Below are 16001 nucleotides of genomic sequence, written 5' to 3'. Positions count from 1 at the left end.
CGGCGGGTCAGCGCCGCCTGAGCTGCTCCACGTACTCCTCCATGGTCTGCGGGTCCAGGCCGCGCTCGGCCCGGCGCTGGTTGTGCTCGGCCAGCATGTGGACGACGTCGGCGTCGTCGACCTCGCGGCGCCAGGCCGTGCGGTCGATCGGGTCCCACTCGAGGAAGGTGCTGTTCTTGTTGCCGCGGGCCCGGACGATGCCGATGGCGGTCAGCACGACGATGATGACCACGACGGTCAACCCGAGGCCGAGGGTTCCGATGGCGAGGGGGAGCATCTAGCGCACGTGCGATCGGTCGGCGACGGCGGCGCTCAGGTGCCAGAAGGCCTCCTCGACCGCGGGCGTGGGGACCTTGCCCACCTGCAGCGCGTAGACGAGCGCGGTCGATGGCGAGCGGCGGTGGATCGCGGGCGCGAGGTCCGTCCCGGGCGTCGCCAGCAGCGGGACGAGCGAGCGTTTGTCGTCGGCGATGACGAGTGTCCCGCGCTCATCGGCGTCGACGCGCAGCCAGCCGTTCGTCTGCTCGGAGTCGATGGCCCACAGCGGGATGCCCGTCTCGAGCATCGACACCGTCATGGCGTCGGCGAGCGGGCCGCCGCTCGCCAGCCGGCCGACCGTGAGGCGCTCGACGGCCAGCCGCTCGAGGGGGTTGCGGTCCGCGTCGGGGTCGAGGCCGATCTGCCGGGCGAACGCGCGGTACGCCGACGCGACGGGGTCCAGGCGGAGGGAGCCGACGGCGAACCCCTTGACGCGGTCGTCGACGTCGGCGAGATGCTCACGCAGGGCAGGCGAGCTCTTCTTGCCGGGCGGCACCGCGACCCAGCTGACCCAGAGCTGGAGCCGGGGGAAGTCTGCGCGTACGGCGTCTGACACCGCCACCTTCATCACGCCGATTCCCTGGTCCATGGGGAGCGCAGCGTAGCGGGGCCGCGCCGACCGGTTTGCATCTGGCGCGTCGCCGTGCCACGGTCTGAAGCAGCTCATGACCACGCGCGAGCGCACCATCCCGCCGTCCGACGCGGGCGCCCCACCGGCGCCCCCGGCGGCCCCCGACCCGATCGACGAAGGCCCGATGCGGCGTGAGCTGCTGCGCCAGATCGGGCAGCTCGAGGTCGAGCTCAGCGCGCGGGTCCCCGGCTGGGAGCCGACCTGCGTGACGCCCCGCCGCGGGCCGGCGATGCCGCCGACGAGCGAGCTCGAGGCGCTGCGCGACGAGCTCATGCAGGCGCTGCACCCCCGCCCGTCCCGGTAGACGCCGAGGCGCTCCCCGAGCCGGCGTCCACGCGACGCCGGCGGTCTGGTCGACGGAGGGGGTAGACCTGTCAGGGCCCTGCCTTTAGCTCGGGATTAGGCCAGAAACCCAGTGTTCATGGGGTATTTCGGCGGATTACTCCCCCTTCATGTACCCCAAAGGTTGAGGGGTACCACCCGCAGGGGGTATGGCGTCCGTCCACCCCCGCGACCTAGGCTCGCCCTACCGACCAGGGGTACGTCTATCCCCGGTCGGCCTGAAGACCGCGCTGGACGCCCGTCAGGGCAAGGGAGAGGTAGATGGCCACGCAAGAAGTAGTCACAGGACCTGGGGTAGGGACAGGGACCGGCGTACGCCCGGCTCCCAAGCCCACGCTCGGCAACGGTCCGTTCGGCTGGCTGGAGCAGCTCGCGGGCATGATCATGCTCACGGGTCAGACGATCGTGTCGATGTTCACGCCGCCGTATTCGTGGGGGCCTGAGTTCATCGAGCAGTCGTGGCTGGTGGTCAAGCGGGCGTTCATTCCGTGCATGTTCTGCACCGCCGTGTTCTCCTGGGGCGCTCCGGGGATCACGGGCGGGTCGATCATCGCGACTTTGGCGACGACGGATCGTTTGGGGTCGTTCGCGATCATGGCGTCGATCCGGGAGCTCGCGACGTGGATCAACGGCATGGTCGTCGCCGGTGTGGCCGGCACCGCGATCTGTTCTGATCTGGGTGCCCGGAAGATCCGGGATGAGCTGGACGCTCTCGCGGTGCTGGGTACGGATCTGATCAAGTCGTTGATCGTTCCGCGGTTCCTGGCGCTGGGGTTGATGACGGTGGTGTTCAACTACTGGAACACGCTGATCTCGATCGTCGGTCAGATGGTGGCGAACATGACGGTGTGGAAGGAGACCGCGGCGGGGTTTGTGGCGACGTTCGGGTCGAACTTCACGATTGCGGAGATCGTGTTCAACGGTCTGAAGGTGCTGACGTTCGGGTTCATCATCGCGATCGTCTGCTGTTACAAGGGGATGAACGCCAAGGGCGGATCGGCGGGTGTCGGCCGCGCGGTCAACCAGGCCGTGGTCGTGGCGTTCTCATTGATCTACGTCTACAACTACTTGCTCAACTCGTTGCTGCTCGGGGCGTTCCCTGAGACGGCGACGTTGCGATAGGGGCTGAGAGCTATGGAAGCTTCTACCGTTACCTCCCCGTACCGTCGGCAGCGTGCCGGCGGCAGCGAAGCCTCGAGCCGTTTGGCGAAGGGGTTCTCAGAGCCGGTCAGGAACATCCTGACCGAGGCTGGTGAGATGGCCCAGTTCGCGGGGCGGGCGTTCGTGGAGATCCCCGGCAGCCTGCGGTACTTCAGCGAGATGCTGCGGCAGCTGGGCATGCTCATCACCGGGTCCGCCCTGGTGTTGTTGGCGATGCAGTTCACGTTCGGCCTGACGTGCGGCAACGAGTCGGTGTACATCCTCCGCGGCTACGGCGCATCGTCGTACGCGGGTGTGTTCTCGGCGTTGTGTCCGATTCGTGAGGCGACGCCGTTCATGTTCGCCTACTTCGTCGGCGCGAAGATCGGCTGCGGCTACGTGGCTGAGCTTGGGTCGATGCGGATCAACGACGAGATCGACGCGATGGAGTCGCTGGGGATCAACCCGATGCGGTACCTCATCGGCACCCGCCTTCTGGCGAACATCCTCGTCTCGGCCCCGATTTTCATCATCGGCCTGGCGACGTTCTACCTCGGTGAGATCTTCGTCATCCTCGGCCAGATCGGAGAAATCAGTTCTGGTACGTGGCAGTCGGTGCACTGGTCGTTCACCGATCTGACCTCGATCATCTTCAGTTACGTGAAGACGCTGATCATGTGGGTGTCGATCGTGATCGCCGCCATGTACTACGGCTTCAAAGCCAAGGGCGGACCCGTCGGCGTCGGCGCAGCAACCGCGAAGAGCATGGTTGTCGCGCTCGTCCTGACGATGGTCCTCAACGAAGGCTTCACGTTCTTCTTCTGGGGCGTCAACCCCAAGATCCCCGTCGGCGGCTAGGAGCAAATCGACATGACGAAGGACCGCCGCAGCCCCGTAGGGTGGCTGCTCGACAACCCCTGGGCAGTCGTCTTCGCTGCCGTCTTCATCTGGTTCGTGCTGTGGGTCATGGGGACCCGCAAGACCGAGCACCAGATCAAGGCCAACTTCTCGAGCGCGTTCAACCTCGTGCCCGGCCTGGCGATCTCGGTGGACGGCATCGAGGTCGGCAAGATCGGCAGCGTCGAGTACAAGGACGGCAAGTCGCTCGTCGAGATCGGCATCAACGACGAGAAGTACTGGCCGCTCCACGAGGGCACCAAGGTCATCAGCCGCTGGGGCACGACCATCGGGTCCGGCACGCGCCGCCTCGACCTCGAGCCCGGGCCGGCGACCAACCCCGAGATCAAGCAGGACGGGATCATCCCGACGGCCGACACGCAGCCCGCGGTCGACGTCGACCTGGTGCTCAACACCCTGAACAAGAAGGTCCGCGGCTCGCTGACCAGCTGGCAGAAGGGGATGGGCGCGTCCTTCAAGGACAAGGAGAAGGACGTCGGCGCGATCCTCGAGAACGCTCCGGAAGGCACCGGCGCCGCGACCGACGTCCTCAGCGACCTCGCGACCGACACGTTCGCCCTGCGCGCCCTGGTCCGCAACGGCCACCGCGCCACGAGCACCCTGGCCAGCCGCGACGAGAACGTCCGCAACCTGGTCACCGTCGCCGCGCGGACGTTCGCCACCTTCGCCGCGAACACGAAGGGCACGCAGGACTCGATCGCCGAGCTGACCCCGACCCTGACCCAGGCGCGCTCCAGCCTCCGTCGTGTCGACGGCTCGATCGACAACCTCGACGGCCTGATCACCGCGCTGCGCCCCGGCGCCAAGGCGCTGGTCCCGCTCGCCGCGGCCGCACGCCCGGCGTTCGCCGACCTGCGCAGCATCGTCCCGACCACCGTCCAGACGCTGCAGACCGGTACGAAGACCGCGCCGAAGATCACGCAGCTGCTGCGCACGGGAACGCCCACCGTCACGCGCGCCTCCAGCGTGCTGACCGACCTCGCCCCGATGGTCGCCTGCATCCGGCCGTACGCGCCGGAGCTCGGCGGTGCCTTCGTCGGCCTCGCCACGTCCCACCAGACGTACGACCTGAAGAACGGCCAGTTCATCGGCCTGGACTCGATCGTCGACCCGACCGCGCCGCCGATGTTCCGCGGCCGCATCGAGAAGGTCAACGGCCAGGACAAGATCGTCCAGTACGGCCTGCGCGCCCAGCCGCAGCTCAGCACGAGCTCCGCCGAGTTCGCGCAGATCCCGGGCGTCACGGACTCGTCGACCTTCTCGGCCGGCGAGGGGAACATCAAGCAGTACGCGTTCCCGCGCCCGCCCGGCTACAGCGCCGGCAAGCCGCAGTTCATTCCCGAGTGTGGCTACACGAAGGAGAACCTCGATCCCTTCAAGGACCCCGAGTCCGCGAAGAACATCGCCAAGTTCAAGGCGGAGGGCGGTAAGTGATGTCCAAGCAGACGCGTAACGGCATCCTCTCGCTCGTCGTGGTCCTCGCGGCGGTCGTCCTCTTCGCCATGTCGGGGAGCGACGACAAGTACACGGTCAAGGCCGAGCTCGTGAACGCGGGCGGCCTGCGCAAGAACTCGTCCGTGAAGATCCACGGCGTGCCGGCCGGCGTCGTCAAGGACCTCGAGGTCCGCGACGACGACACCGCCATCGCAACGCTGGAGATCGACGAGGGCGCGTGGCCGCTGGGCAAGGGCGCGAAGGTCAACGTCCGACCGACCGACCTCCTCGGCGAGCGCTACGCCGAGATCAAGGGCGGCGACAGCAGCCAGCCGCTGAGCAAGGGCGACACGATCCCGAAGAAGGACACCGCCCAGCCGGTGGAGCTCGACGACGTCCTCAACATGCTCGACGCGGACACGCGGACGCGGCTCGGCATCCTCATCAACGAGGTCGGCGTCGCCTTCAACGGACGCGGCACGGACTTCAACAAGCTCCTCGCCGAGCTGCCGCCGTCGATCGAGGACACCACGAAGCTCCTGCGGCAGGTCCGCAACGAGAACGCCGCGATGAAGGCCGGCATCAAGCGTGCCGACCACGTCGCCACGCTCGTGAACGGCCGCCGCGACGACCTCGGCAACCTCATCCGTCAGGGCAGCGAAGCGCTCGACGTCGTCGCGCAGAAGCGCCAGGACCTGGCCGGCACGATCCAGAACGCCCCGGGCACGCTCGTGCAGCTGCGCTCGACCCTCAACAACCTCGACGCCGCCGCGATCGACCTGCGGCCGGCCGCGGTCGACCTGCGGAACACCACCGCGCCCCTGAAGAAGACCCTGGAGACGATCCCGGACTTCGCCGAGGACGCACGGCCCGCGCTCGACAAGGCCAAGGCCGTCAGCCCGGCGCTCACGCGCTTGGCCAAGGGGGCCACCCCGACGGTGAAGGCGCTGCAGCCGACGATGCAGAACGCCAAGGAGCAGCTCGACCTCGCCTCGCCGCTGCTCGCGCAGCTGGACCGTCGCGCCTGGAACGACCTCTTCTACTTCATCAACAACCTGAACCTGGGTCTGCGCGACCGGGACGGCATCGGCCACTTCATCGGGGCGAAGCTCAACATCGCGACGGAGTACATCGACAACGCGATCGAGAACTTCACGAACGTCGACCTGAACAAGCCGGCGACGAAGAAGAAGTCCGCGGACGTGACGCCGGAGACGGCGCCCGAGACGCCGACCACGACCGAGACGCCGCAGGACCAGGCGGCCGCTCCGTCGGACAACCCGGTCAAGAAGCTCACCGACAAGCTCAAGGAGACCACCGACAAGGTGCTCCCCGCTGTGAAGGCGGCCGGCGATCAGGTCGGTGAGACCGTCCAGAACACCCTGAACGGGCTGGTGCCCGGACTGGGTGACCGGCTCAAGGGCAAAAAGCAGGGGGCGACACCCACCGACACCGGCTCGGATGCGGTCCGCCTCTTCGACTACCTCATGGGGCAGTAGACGATGGCTACGAGAATGCGCAACTCCTCAGGTGGTTCGCGGATCCCCCGCCGGCGCGGTCGCGCCGTCGGCAACGTCCGCGGTCGCGGGTTCATGGCGGCAGTCGGTGTCTCCGGCCTGATCCTCGCCGCGATCACGTTCTACATCGGCTACCAGGCCGCGGTCAGCGTCCCCGGGCGCGGCTACTACAACATCAAGGCCGAGTTCGAGGACGCGAACAACCTCTCGAACCACTACGAGGTCCGCCTCAGCGGTGTGCGCGCCGGCCAGATCCTCGAGCCGCGGGTCGAGAACGGCAAGGCCGTCGTCGACCTGAAGCTCGACGACAAGTTCAAGCCGCTGCCCGTCGACTCCACGCTGCAGGTCCGCCTGCGCAGTGCGGTCGGCGTCCGCTACCTGGAGATCTTCCCGGGCACGTCGACGCAGATGCTCCAGGAGGGCGACACGATCAAGAGCTCCGCGGTCAAGGACTCGGTCGCGCTCGACGAGGTCCTGGGCACCTTCGACACGCAGACCCGGGCCAAGACCTCGACGCTCCTGCGCGAGCTCGGCGACGGCACGGCGAGCCGCGGCAACGACCTGAACGAGACCTTCCGCGACACCCCGCGGCTGCTCGCCGGCCTGCGTGGCGTCTCGAACGCGATCACCTCGCGACCCGGCGACCAGATGAGCGGGTTCATCCGCAACGGCGCGCAGGTGGCGAAGGGCTTCGACGACGCCGCGAACGACATCGTCGCGGGCTTCCGGCCCCAGACCCAGGCGCTGAAGATCTTCACCGACGCGAAGCCGGACGTGCAGGGCACGCTGGCGCAGGCCCGTCCGACGCTCGCGTCGCTGCGGTCCACCCTGCCGCAGGTCGACCGCCTCGTCGGTGAGACGGCGACGCTCGCCCGCACCGCGCGGCCGGCGTTCCGCGCGGCACCCTCGGCGCTGCGCAGGACCAACACCCTGCTCGTGAACGCGCAGGAGCCGCTGACCGACGTCAAGGACACGCTGCAGCTCGCCAACGACGCGGTCAACCCGACGCTCGGCCTGCTGAACAAGGTGCGTCCGGCGCTGCCGGCGGTCGACAGCTTCCTGGGCAACATCGACCCGCAGCTGCAGGTGCTGAGTCCGCGGGCATGCGAGCTCACGAACGGCGTGCTCAGCTGGGGTCAGTACCTCGGCATCGGTGACGCGGCCTCGAACAACTTCATCCGCTTCCAGCTGCTGGCGGTCCGCCCCGAGCAGACGGGTGGTCAGGCCGGCAAGGGCAGCGAGGCGCTGAACAACCTGTACGACAACTTCGTCAACGCGTCCCCGTACTACGGGCCGTGCCAGAACCAGGTCGGTGCGTCGGGCATGCAGCCGCCACTGCCCGAGCGCAACCTGATGGCCGGCGTCAAGCCGTTCAGCAAGACGAACATCCCCTGGGAGACCGATCCCAACATCCGGGCTGACCCGGCCCGCGACGTCAACTTCGGAGGCAAGTAGTCATGGCGAAAATCGGAGGCCGGTTCGACTACCGCCCGGGCCAGTACCGCCCGAAGACGATCCGCACGGGCGCCATCTTCGTGGCCCTGACCGCGATCTTCCTCTACACGATCTACACGCGTCCGAGCGTGCCGCTCCTCTCCGGGGGCGGCAAGGAGCTCAAGGCCGAGTTCGCCTTCGGCGCCAACGTGCGCCCGGGCTACACCCCGGTCCGCGTGCAGGGCGTCGAGGTCGGCCAGGTCAAGAAGATCGAGCGTGCGTCCGACGGCAAGGGCGCGCTGGTCACCATGGAGATCAAGAAGGGCCAGAAGCTCGACCTCCACAGCGATCTGCGCATGGCCCTCCGCTGGCGGACGCTCCTGGGCCGCAACCTCTACGTCGACATCGACCCCGGGTCGCCCAGCGCACCGAAGTGGGCCGGCGGGACGCTGCCGAAGAGCCGCACCACCGACCAGGTCGAGCTCGACACGACGCTCGAGCCGCTCGACGCGAAGGGCCGCACCGCGCTCGCGACGATGATCACCGAGTTCGACAAGGGCTTCGCGGATCCGGAAGCCGTCCGCGGCGCGATCGGCAGCGCGACCGACGGCCTGCGTGGCTCAAGCGCGCCCGGCAGGTTCGGCGGCTCGACCGGCGCCGTCGGCTCGATGCAGGCGGGGGCGGAAGGTCTCCCCGGCCTGCGCGGCCTGGACCCCGGCACCGACCTGCCGGAGCTCGTGGCGAACGCCAGCAAGGCGCTCGGCGAGCTGGCCGGCGACCAGGTCGCCCTCGGCGGACTGGTGGACAACGGCGCCGGCGCGCTCGGTGTCACCTCCGCGCAGCGGGCCAACCTGGCCGCCACGCTCAACACGGCACCGGCCGCCCTGCGCGAGACGCGCACGACGCTGAACCGGCTGGAGACGACGCTCGACATCGTCGACCCGGTCGCCGACGAGCTGCAGCCCGGGCTGCGCAAGCTCGCACCGACCGCGGACCAGACGTCCACGACGCTCCGCGTCCTGCGCCCGCTGCTGGCGGACCTGCGCCCGACGCTGAACGACGTGCGGCCCGCGCTGACCGACCTGCGGACCGCGGCCAACTCGGGCGTCCCCGCGTTGGAGCCGCTGAACCACACGCTGGCCCTGGCCGAGGACAAGTACATCCCGTTCCTGAAGGCGAAGGACCCGGCCACGCACCGTGTGAACTACACGAACATCGGGCCGCTCGCCTCGCACGCCAGCGCGGCGACGTCCTGGGGTGACCGCTACGGCGCGATGGCGAACTTCGAGGCGGCCGCCGGCGCGAACGCCCTGAACATCGCCCCCTGCAAGATCGACGTCTTCAACCCGGAGACGCAGGCGAAGCTCGCCTGCGCGATGACGCAGGTCGCCATGGCCAGCGCCGTGACCGGCAAGGACCCGAAGCTGTTCAAGCTCCGCGGCGAGGGCGTCGAGGGTCTCTCGCTCGAGACGCTCAACTCGTACATCAAGGGCAACAAGCTCCTCAAGGATCTGCCCAAGCTCACCAAGTCGCTCGCGACGAAGCTCAGGAAGGGACGCTAGAGATGGCGCTCGATAACAAGGGTGTTGCCGCCGAGAAGGCGGGCATCGACCGCCTGAAGCTCGAGGCGCGCCGCGCCTCCGGCCCGTTTGCGATGTTCGTCCTGCTGATGGTCGCCGGCCTGTTCGCCAGCGCGCAGATCATCCGCAACCTGGCGGGCGACAAGCCGTGGGTGAAGTACGAGCCCTACAAGGTCGCGTTCACGGACGCGAAGGGCGTCGTCCCCAGCCGGGTCGAGCTGCGGCTCGCCGGCGTCAAGGCCGGCTCGATCAAGAAGTCCGAGCTGACGAACGGCCGCGCGATCCTCACGCTCAACCTCGAGAAGAAGTACGCGCCCCTCTACAAGGACGCGCAGGTCCGGATCCGGCCGATCACGCCGCTCGAGGACATGTACGTCGACATCATCACCCGCGGGACCAAGGCCGCCGGTGAGCTCGGCAAGAACGACGTGCTCCCGGACCAGCGGACCATCTCCCCGGTCCAGATCGGCAACGTCCTGCAGACCTTCGACGACCCGACGCGGACGAACCTCGCGAGCCTGCTGAACCAGCTCGGCCGCGGTCTGGAGGACGGCGGCAACGACCTGCGCTGGGGCTTCGTGCAGCTGAAGCCGTTCTTCGAGAACGCGACCAGCGTGCTGAACGCGCTCGCCGAGCGCCGGCAGAACCTCAAGCGCTTCGTCACCGCCTTCAGCGGGATCGCGGGTGAGCTGTCGGAGAAGGACCGCCAGCTGGCCGGCTTCGTCAGGCACGGCGACGAGGTCCTCGGGACGCTGAACGACAACGACGGCCCGTTCGCCGCGACGCTCGCGCAGCTGCCCGGGACGCTCCAGGCGATGAAGAGCTCGTTCGCGAACCTGCGGGCGACCGAAGAGGTCCTCGACCCGGCCCTGCAGTCGCTGCGGCCGGTGGCCAAGCAGCTGCCGTCCGGCCTGGACAGCCTGAACGAGTTCGCGAAGGACGCGACCCCGGCGCTGCAGGCGCTCCGCACGCCGGTCAGGGAGCTCAGGCCACTGGCCCGCTCCGTCAGGCCGACGTCCCGATCGCTCGTCGGGGTGTTCAAGCAACTGCGGACGCAGGCGCCGCAGCTCGACAAGGGCGTCGAGATGGGCGTGCCCTGCCTGGACATCACCGGACGGTTCGTCAGCCGGTTCCTCTCGGCGACGAAGCTCGGTGACGCGACGCCCGCGCCGGCCAACTCGTCGGTGGCGAACTTCCGCGCCGACGTGAACGTCGACTTCAACTCGCTCGGCGAGTTCTTCCCCTCACCCGAGTGGAAGCGCTTCGTGCCGTGCCACCTCGAAGACAAGGTCCAAGGCGGCGACAGGATCGTGAACCCATGAAGATCAACAACCTGTTCGGGAAGGTCTTCGTCCTGGCGCTCGTGTGCCTCGGCGCGCTCCTGATCCTGATCTACTACTACGGCGCTGCCGGCGGGCGGCTGCCCACCGCGCAGAACCGGTACACGGTCAACGCCCAGGTCGAGCCGCAGCAGCTGCTCAAGCACGCTGACGTCCGCGCGGCGGGTGTCACCGTCGGCGAGGTCGTCGACGTCAAGCCGCGCGGCACCAAGGCGCTGGTGGTCATGGACCTCGAGGACGAGATCGTCCCGATCTACAACGACGCGACGGTCCTGGTCCGCCAGAAGACGCTCGTGGGCGAGAACTACGTCGAGATCACCCGTGGCTCGCCGTCGAGCGGCGAGCTGAAGGACGGGGGCTCGCTGCCGGACCGCGCCAGCAAGGAAGCGGTGCCGATCGACAAGGTCCTCAACTCGCTCGACAAGGACACGCGTGCCGCAATCTCGACGAACCTCCGCGCCCTCGGCGGCGGCCTCCAGGGGCACGGCAAGGACCTGAACGCCTTCATCGGCGACCTCGCGCCGCTGACGTCCAAGGGCACGCAGGTCACCGACGTCCTCAACGCCCAGAGCCGTCAGGTCGGCGACCTCATCCAGCAGGGCAACACGATCTTCCGGGCCATCTCGGATCGTCGTGCCGACCTGACCACGCTGCTGAAGTCGGCGAAGGTCACTGCCGAGGCGGTGTCCGAGCGTGACGAGCAGCTGAAGAGCGCGTTCGCCGAGTTCCCGGCCACGCTGCGCCAGGCGCAGAGCAGCGTCACGCGGCTCTCCGGCTTCTCGGGCCGCGCGGTGCCGGTCGTGCGGGACCTGAACGTCGCCCTGCGCGACCTCACGCCCGTCATCCGCGATCTCGGCCCCACGGCCGACCAGGCCAACCGCCTGTTCGACGAGCTGCCGAAGTTCACCGACCGGGCCGACCCGCTCCTGACGCAGCTGCGCTCGTTCTCCAAGGCGGGCAACCCGACGTTCCCGGCGCTCGAGGCGACGCTGCGACAGCTGAACCCGTTCCTGTCCTTCCTCAAGCCGTACAACATGGACGTCGTCAACACGCTCCAGCACTTCTCGTCCAACATCTTCTGGGACAAGTACGGCGGCATCGGTCGCTGCACCTGCCCGGCGGGTGAGCACAGCTTCGCGGCGTTCTCGCCGGCGATGCTGCAGGCGGCGAACATCCTGCTGAAGTCGCAGGCCGTCTCGCAGATCGAGAACACGCACAACAACTCCTACCGTCCGCCCGGGATCGCCAAGACGGCCGGCCTGTCGGACTTCGACGGCAACTACCCGATCATCGAGGCCGACGCGGCAGCGAAGAAGAAGTAGCTTCCGCCTATGGGAGTGGTTCGATGAGGCGCATCCCGGATGTCGCCATCCGGATGGCGCACGGCGCGGTCGCACGACCGCGCCGTGCGCTCGTTCTGGGGGTCCTCGCCGTGCTGGTGGCCGCGCTGGCCGCCCTGCAGCTGACGCCCACGTCGTCGCAGACGCTGCTCGCCCGCTCGGGGTCTGACGTCGGCGCCGCGACGATCGCCCAGGAGCGGGCGTTCGGCGGCGAGCCGATCGTCGTGCTGCTCAAGGGGGACATCCTGGACGCGACGCTGAGCCCGGCGAACATCGAGAAGCTCGACGTCATCGAGACCCGGCTGGCGAAGATCCCCGGGGTCAAGACCGCCATCGGCCCGTCGACCTTCGTCCACCGGTCGGTCGACCAGCTGTTCGCGGTCGTCAAGCGGGAGCTCGGCCCGATCGCCGAGACCGCCGACAAGGCGGCGAACGCCGCCGCCGCCGAGGCGACCAAGAGCGGGAAGTTCACGCCCGAGGAGGTCGAGACGATCAAGGACCAGACGCGGCTGAAGGCGCTCGCCCCGGTCCAGCAGGAGTACTCGGCGCTGCTCGCGCGCTTCGGCGCGACCGGGCTGCCGTCGGCGACCAACCGCAACTTCGTCGCGCAGCTTGTCCTCGGCTCGGGCGTCGAGCCGAAGAAGCGCTTCGCGTTCCTGTTCCCCGACCGCGAGCACGCGCTGGTCGTGCTGCGTCCCCGCGCCGGGCTCTCGGACGCCGAGGTGACCGACATCGGACGCCGCGCCGGGGCGATCATCGGCAGCAGCAGACTCCCGGGGGTGCAGATGTCGGTGGCCGGCGCGCCGCTCGTCGTGGCGCAGGCGACCGACCGCGTCGCCGACGAGCTGCTGCGGGTCGCCCCCGCCGTCGTCATCGCCATGGCGGTCGCGCTGCTGCTGGGCCTGGGCCTACGCAACCGGGCGCTCTACCTGCTGGTTCCGGCCGGCGCCGCCGTCGCGCTGACCGCCGGCCTCAGCTGGCCCCTGGGCCTGGGCTTCACGCCGGCCACCCTCGCCGCGCTGCCGGTCATCCTCGGGCTCGCGGTCGACTACGTCGTGCAGCTGCAGGCGAGGTACTGGCTGGAACGCGGGCGCGGCCTGGAGCCCAGGGCCGCGGCGGACGCGGCTGTCGACAAGGTCGGGCCGACGCTGCTGCTGGCCGGCGGCGTCATGGCGGCGGGGTTCCTCGCGCTCATGCTCAGCCCGGTGCCGCTGGTGGGGCGCCTGGGCCTGACGCTCGCCCTCGGCGTCGGCTGCAGTCTGCTCTGCCTGCTGCTGCTCACCGGGCCGCTGATCGTCGCCCTCGACAGGCCGGCACGGCCGCTTCCCGAGCTGCGCCTGCCGCGGCCGTCGCTCGGCCCGCGTGCCCGCTTCGCCGCACTCGCCGTCCTGATCGGGGTGACGCTCGCGGGCCTGGTGCTCAGCGGCGGAACCGACGTGCAGTCGGACGTGCGCAAGCTCGCCGACCGTGACATGCCGGAGCTGCAGCGCCTGGAGGCACTCCAGGAGGAGCTCGGCACCGGCGGCCAGATCCGCGTGGCGGTCACCGGGAAGAACGTCGCGTCCCCCGAGGGGCTGCAGTGGATGCAGGACGTCGAGCCGAAGCTGCTGAAGCTCGACCGCCAGCTGGACCCGGGGCCGAACCTCGCCACGATCCTGGGTACGGCGGGCGCCGGGGTCCCCGATGCGGCGGCCATCCCGCGGATCCTGAAGCTGATCCCCGCGCAGTTCGTCGACGGCATCCTGACCAAGGACCGCACGCGCGCCGAGCTGAGCTACGGCATCCCGCTGGGCTCGGCCGGCGAGCAGGCCGAGCTCATCCAGCGGATGCAGGACGTCCTCGACGGCAGCGCTCCGCGCAGCATCACCGCGCAGGTCTCCGGGCTGCAGGCGCTGTCGGCGGCCGGCGTCGACGGCCTGCAGAAGGAGCGCCCGTGGCTGCTGCTCCTGAGCGCGCTGATCATCTTCCTGCTGCTGCTGGCGGCGCGCCGCGACGTCCGCCGCGCGCTGATCCCGCTGGCGCCCGCGCTGTTCGCCGCCGGCGTGACGTCGGTCGTCGTCGACAGCATCGGCCTGGAGCTGTCACCGCTGAGCGCCGGACTGGATCCGCTGGTCCTCGCCGTCGGCGTCGAGTTCGGCCTGCTGCTGGAGGCGCGCTATCACGAGGAGCGCCGGGCGGGCCTGGACCCGGAGGCTGCCGCCCGCCGCGCGACCGACCTGCTCAGCACGCCCCTGATCGTCTCCGCCGGCACGGTCGCCCTCGGCTTCCTGGTGCTCGGCCTCAGCCGGCTGCCGGTCCTGCAGCAGTTCGGCGTCGTCGCCGCGCTCGAGCTCACGCTGTCGGTGCTGGCCGCGATTGCGCTCGTCCCGCCGCTGGCCGTGGCGCTCGATCGCGGCCGCGGCGCCACGCCCTCGACAGGGGACGCCGGCGGCCGGTCACGGCGGCGGGGGTCATCCGTCCCGGAGCCGGTGGCATGACGGACCCGACGGGCGCCGGAACGCGTGACGGGTCCGACGCGCCGCCGATCGACGCCCAGGAGGAGCGGCGCCGGGGCCGCATCGCCGGCATCGTGGGGTTCGTCGCCGTCGCGGTGTTCGTCGCGTCGCTGGGCCTGGCGCGGGCCGGCGGAGGGGAGGGGGCAGGCGAGCCCGGGTCGGCCAAGGCGACGCGGACCGACGTCGACCGCCAGAACGAGCTCGCCGACCTGGCCGCGCACGCCGACCTCCACGCGCTGGGCGCGGCGCTGAAGGGCGTCGGGCTCCTGATCTGCATCCCGGTCGGCCTGTACCTCATCTGGCTCGTCGCCCGGCGAGGCGTCACGGTGTCCGCATGGGTGCAGCGCTCGCTGGTCGTCGGCGCCGTCCTCGTCACCGCCGCCGTCATGTGGCGCTACTTCACGCTCAAGGACATCGCCGACACGTACACCTCGGGGCCGCTCACCGCGAAGCGTGCCGGCGACCTCATCGACGGCAGCGACGCCGCCACCTCTGCCGCGCTGATCGAGCTCGCCGCGCGTGCCGTCTTCGCGTTCTGGGTCGCGCGGCTGTCGCTCGCGGCGATGCGCGTCGGGCTGCTGACGAGCTTCCTGGGCTACTGGGGCGTCGCGGGTGCGTGCGCGTTCCCGATCCTGCCGATCGGCGACGCGATGTTCATCTCCTGGCTCGTGAGCATCGCGCTGCTCGCGTTCGGCTACTGGCCCGGCGGTCGGCCCGAGGCCTGGGAGCGCCGCGCGGCGTTCGACGGCCCGGCGCTCTGACCGGAAAAGACACGAGGCGCCCCGAAAGGAGCGCCCCGTGAACTACTTACAGAAACGACGACGGGCGCCTAAAGGGAAGGCGCCCGTCGTCCTCCTGCCCGATCCTCCTGCAGTGCTTCCGGCTAACGGCGAGAGAGGGAGGTCGCTAGCCAGCAGGATTGGGGATCGCCTCGCCGGTGACCGGTGAGGAGTCTTTGAACATGTCGAAGTCGAACGACGTCAGGATCGGGACGACGCGCAGGAACTTGCGCACCGGGCCCTTGTACTCGACGTCCCCGCGCACGATGGCGATCGGGAGCGCTTCCTTGCCTGCGAACAGGCCCATGAAGATCTTGGACGGCGCGAACAGCTCGACCTCGGCCTTGCCGACGGCGCCCGTCTCCCCGCCGATCGGGTTGCGGTCGAGATAGATCGTGCACGCGTTGTCCCCGTCGGGGAGGTCGGTGAAGTAGATGTGGACGACCGTGTCCGCGAAGCTCATCCGCTCGCTCAGCTCCGCGTCGTCGCCGGCGCGGTTGAAGAACTCGGCGGTGAGGGCCGGAAGGCTGTGGGCTTGCTGGTTCATGGCGGGTCTCTCTCTCCCTGTCGGCTACCGGTGCGTCCGGCTGATCAGACATCGCACCGAACGCGATCCTGATCCCTCATCGAACCTAAGACCGGGCCATTTCCGGAGCATCCCGCCTGCGGTGCACGATCCCCCCCCTTTGGGAGGAGACGCGGTGAGGTCGCCCTTTCGCGGGGCGTCCAGCGC

General features: G+C 69.4%; 14 protein-coding genes. 11 read left to right on the top strand and 3 right to left on the bottom strand.

Features of this window, described 5'->3' with window-relative positions:
• Positions 1–7 precede the first annotated feature (7 nt).
• Together DSM112329_RS22740 and DSM112329_RS22735 are read right to left on the bottom strand one after the other, a co-directional pair.
• Positions 8–277: a hypothetical protein gene (locus DSM112329_RS22740; RefSeq protein ID WP_354698841.1), complete on the bottom strand. Its 270-nt coding sequence runs from the start codon at positions 275–277 to the stop codon at positions 8–10.
• On the bottom strand, positions 278–907 hold the full coding sequence (locus tag DSM112329_RS22735) for a hypothetical protein (protein ID WP_354698840.1): 630 nt from the start codon (positions 905–907) through the stop codon (positions 278–280). It abuts the gene before it with no gap.
• A 76-nt stretch (positions 908–983) separates the two neighbouring features.
• Between DSM112329_RS22735 and DSM112329_RS22730 the strand changes: the two genes are divergently transcribed.
• The 11 genes from DSM112329_RS22730 to DSM112329_RS22680 all read left to right on the top strand — a co-directional run bounded on the left by DSM112329_RS22730 (position 984) and on the right by DSM112329_RS22680 (position 15250).
• On the top strand, positions 984–1253 hold the full coding sequence (locus DSM112329_RS22730; RefSeq protein WP_354698839.1) for a hypothetical protein: 270 nt from the start codon (positions 984–986) through the stop codon (positions 1251–1253).
• Positions 1254–1552: 299 nt separating this feature from the next.
• Complete coding sequence (locus tag DSM112329_RS22725; RefSeq protein ID WP_354698838.1) at positions 1553–2413, top strand: ABC transporter permease; 861 nt, start codon at positions 1553–1555, stop codon at positions 2411–2413.
• A 135-nt stretch (positions 2414–2548) separates the two neighbouring features.
• Positions 2549–3289 (top strand): ABC transporter permease, encoded by a 741-nt coding sequence (locus tag DSM112329_RS22720; protein WP_354698837.1) that lies wholly within the window; start codon positions 2549–2551, stop codon positions 3287–3289.
• Positions 3290–3301: 12 nt separating this feature from the next.
• Complete coding sequence (locus DSM112329_RS22715; protein WP_354698836.1) at positions 3302–4783, top strand: MlaD family protein; 1482 nt, start codon at positions 3302–3304, stop codon at positions 4781–4783.
• Positions 4783–6282 (top strand): MlaD family protein, encoded by a 1500-nt coding sequence (locus DSM112329_RS22710; protein WP_354698835.1) that lies wholly within the window; start codon positions 4783–4785, stop codon positions 6280–6282. Before DSM112329_RS22715 ends, DSM112329_RS22710 begins: the two co-directional genes overlap by 1 nt.
• A gap of 15 nt (positions 6283–6297) precedes the next feature.
• Entirely contained in the window at positions 6298–7755 is a 1458-nt protein-coding gene (locus DSM112329_RS22705) for an MlaD family protein (protein WP_354698834.1), read from the top strand.
• A gap of 2 nt (positions 7756–7757) precedes the next feature.
• Positions 7758–9296, top strand: coding sequence for an MlaD family protein (locus DSM112329_RS22700; protein WP_354698833.1), 1539 nt, complete (start codon positions 7758–7760; stop codon positions 9294–9296).
• 2 nt (positions 9297–9298) lie between these two features.
• Positions 9299–10636: an MlaD family protein gene (locus DSM112329_RS22695; RefSeq protein WP_354698832.1), complete on the top strand. Its 1338-nt coding sequence runs from the start codon at positions 9299–9301 to the stop codon at positions 10634–10636.
• Positions 10633–11976, top strand: a complete 1344-nt coding sequence (locus tag DSM112329_RS22690) for an MlaD family protein (RefSeq protein WP_354698831.1) — start codon at positions 10633–10635, stop codon at positions 11974–11976. The genes DSM112329_RS22695 and DSM112329_RS22690 overlap by 4 nt, the downstream gene beginning before the upstream one ends.
• A 23-nt stretch (positions 11977–11999) precedes the next feature.
• Positions 12000–14471 (top strand): MMPL family transporter, encoded by a 2472-nt coding sequence (locus DSM112329_RS22685; RefSeq protein ID WP_354698830.1) that lies wholly within the window; start codon positions 12000–12002, stop codon positions 14469–14471.
• Entirely contained in the window at positions 14468–15250 is a 783-nt protein-coding gene (locus DSM112329_RS22680) for a hypothetical protein (protein ID WP_354698829.1), read from the top strand. The genes DSM112329_RS22685 and DSM112329_RS22680 overlap by 4 nt, the downstream gene beginning before the upstream one ends.
• Positions 15251–15395: 145 nt before the next feature.
• On the opposite strand, the gene DSM112329_RS22675 is transcribed toward DSM112329_RS22680, so the two are convergent.
• Positions 15396–15815 carry a hypothetical protein gene (locus DSM112329_RS22675; protein ID WP_354698828.1) on the bottom strand — a complete coding sequence of 140 codons (420 nt, stop codon included), beginning with the start codon at positions 15813–15815 and terminating at the stop codon, positions 15396–15398.
• Positions 15816–16001: the final 186 nt, after the last annotated feature.

Origin of the sequence: Paraconexibacter sp. AEG42_29, assembly GCF_040581415.1 — a bacterium.
Taxonomy (GTDB): Bacteria; Actinomycetota; Thermoleophilia; order Solirubrobacterales; family Solirubrobacteraceae; genus Paraconexibacter.
This window is presented reverse-complemented; position numbering and strand designations above follow the sequence as displayed.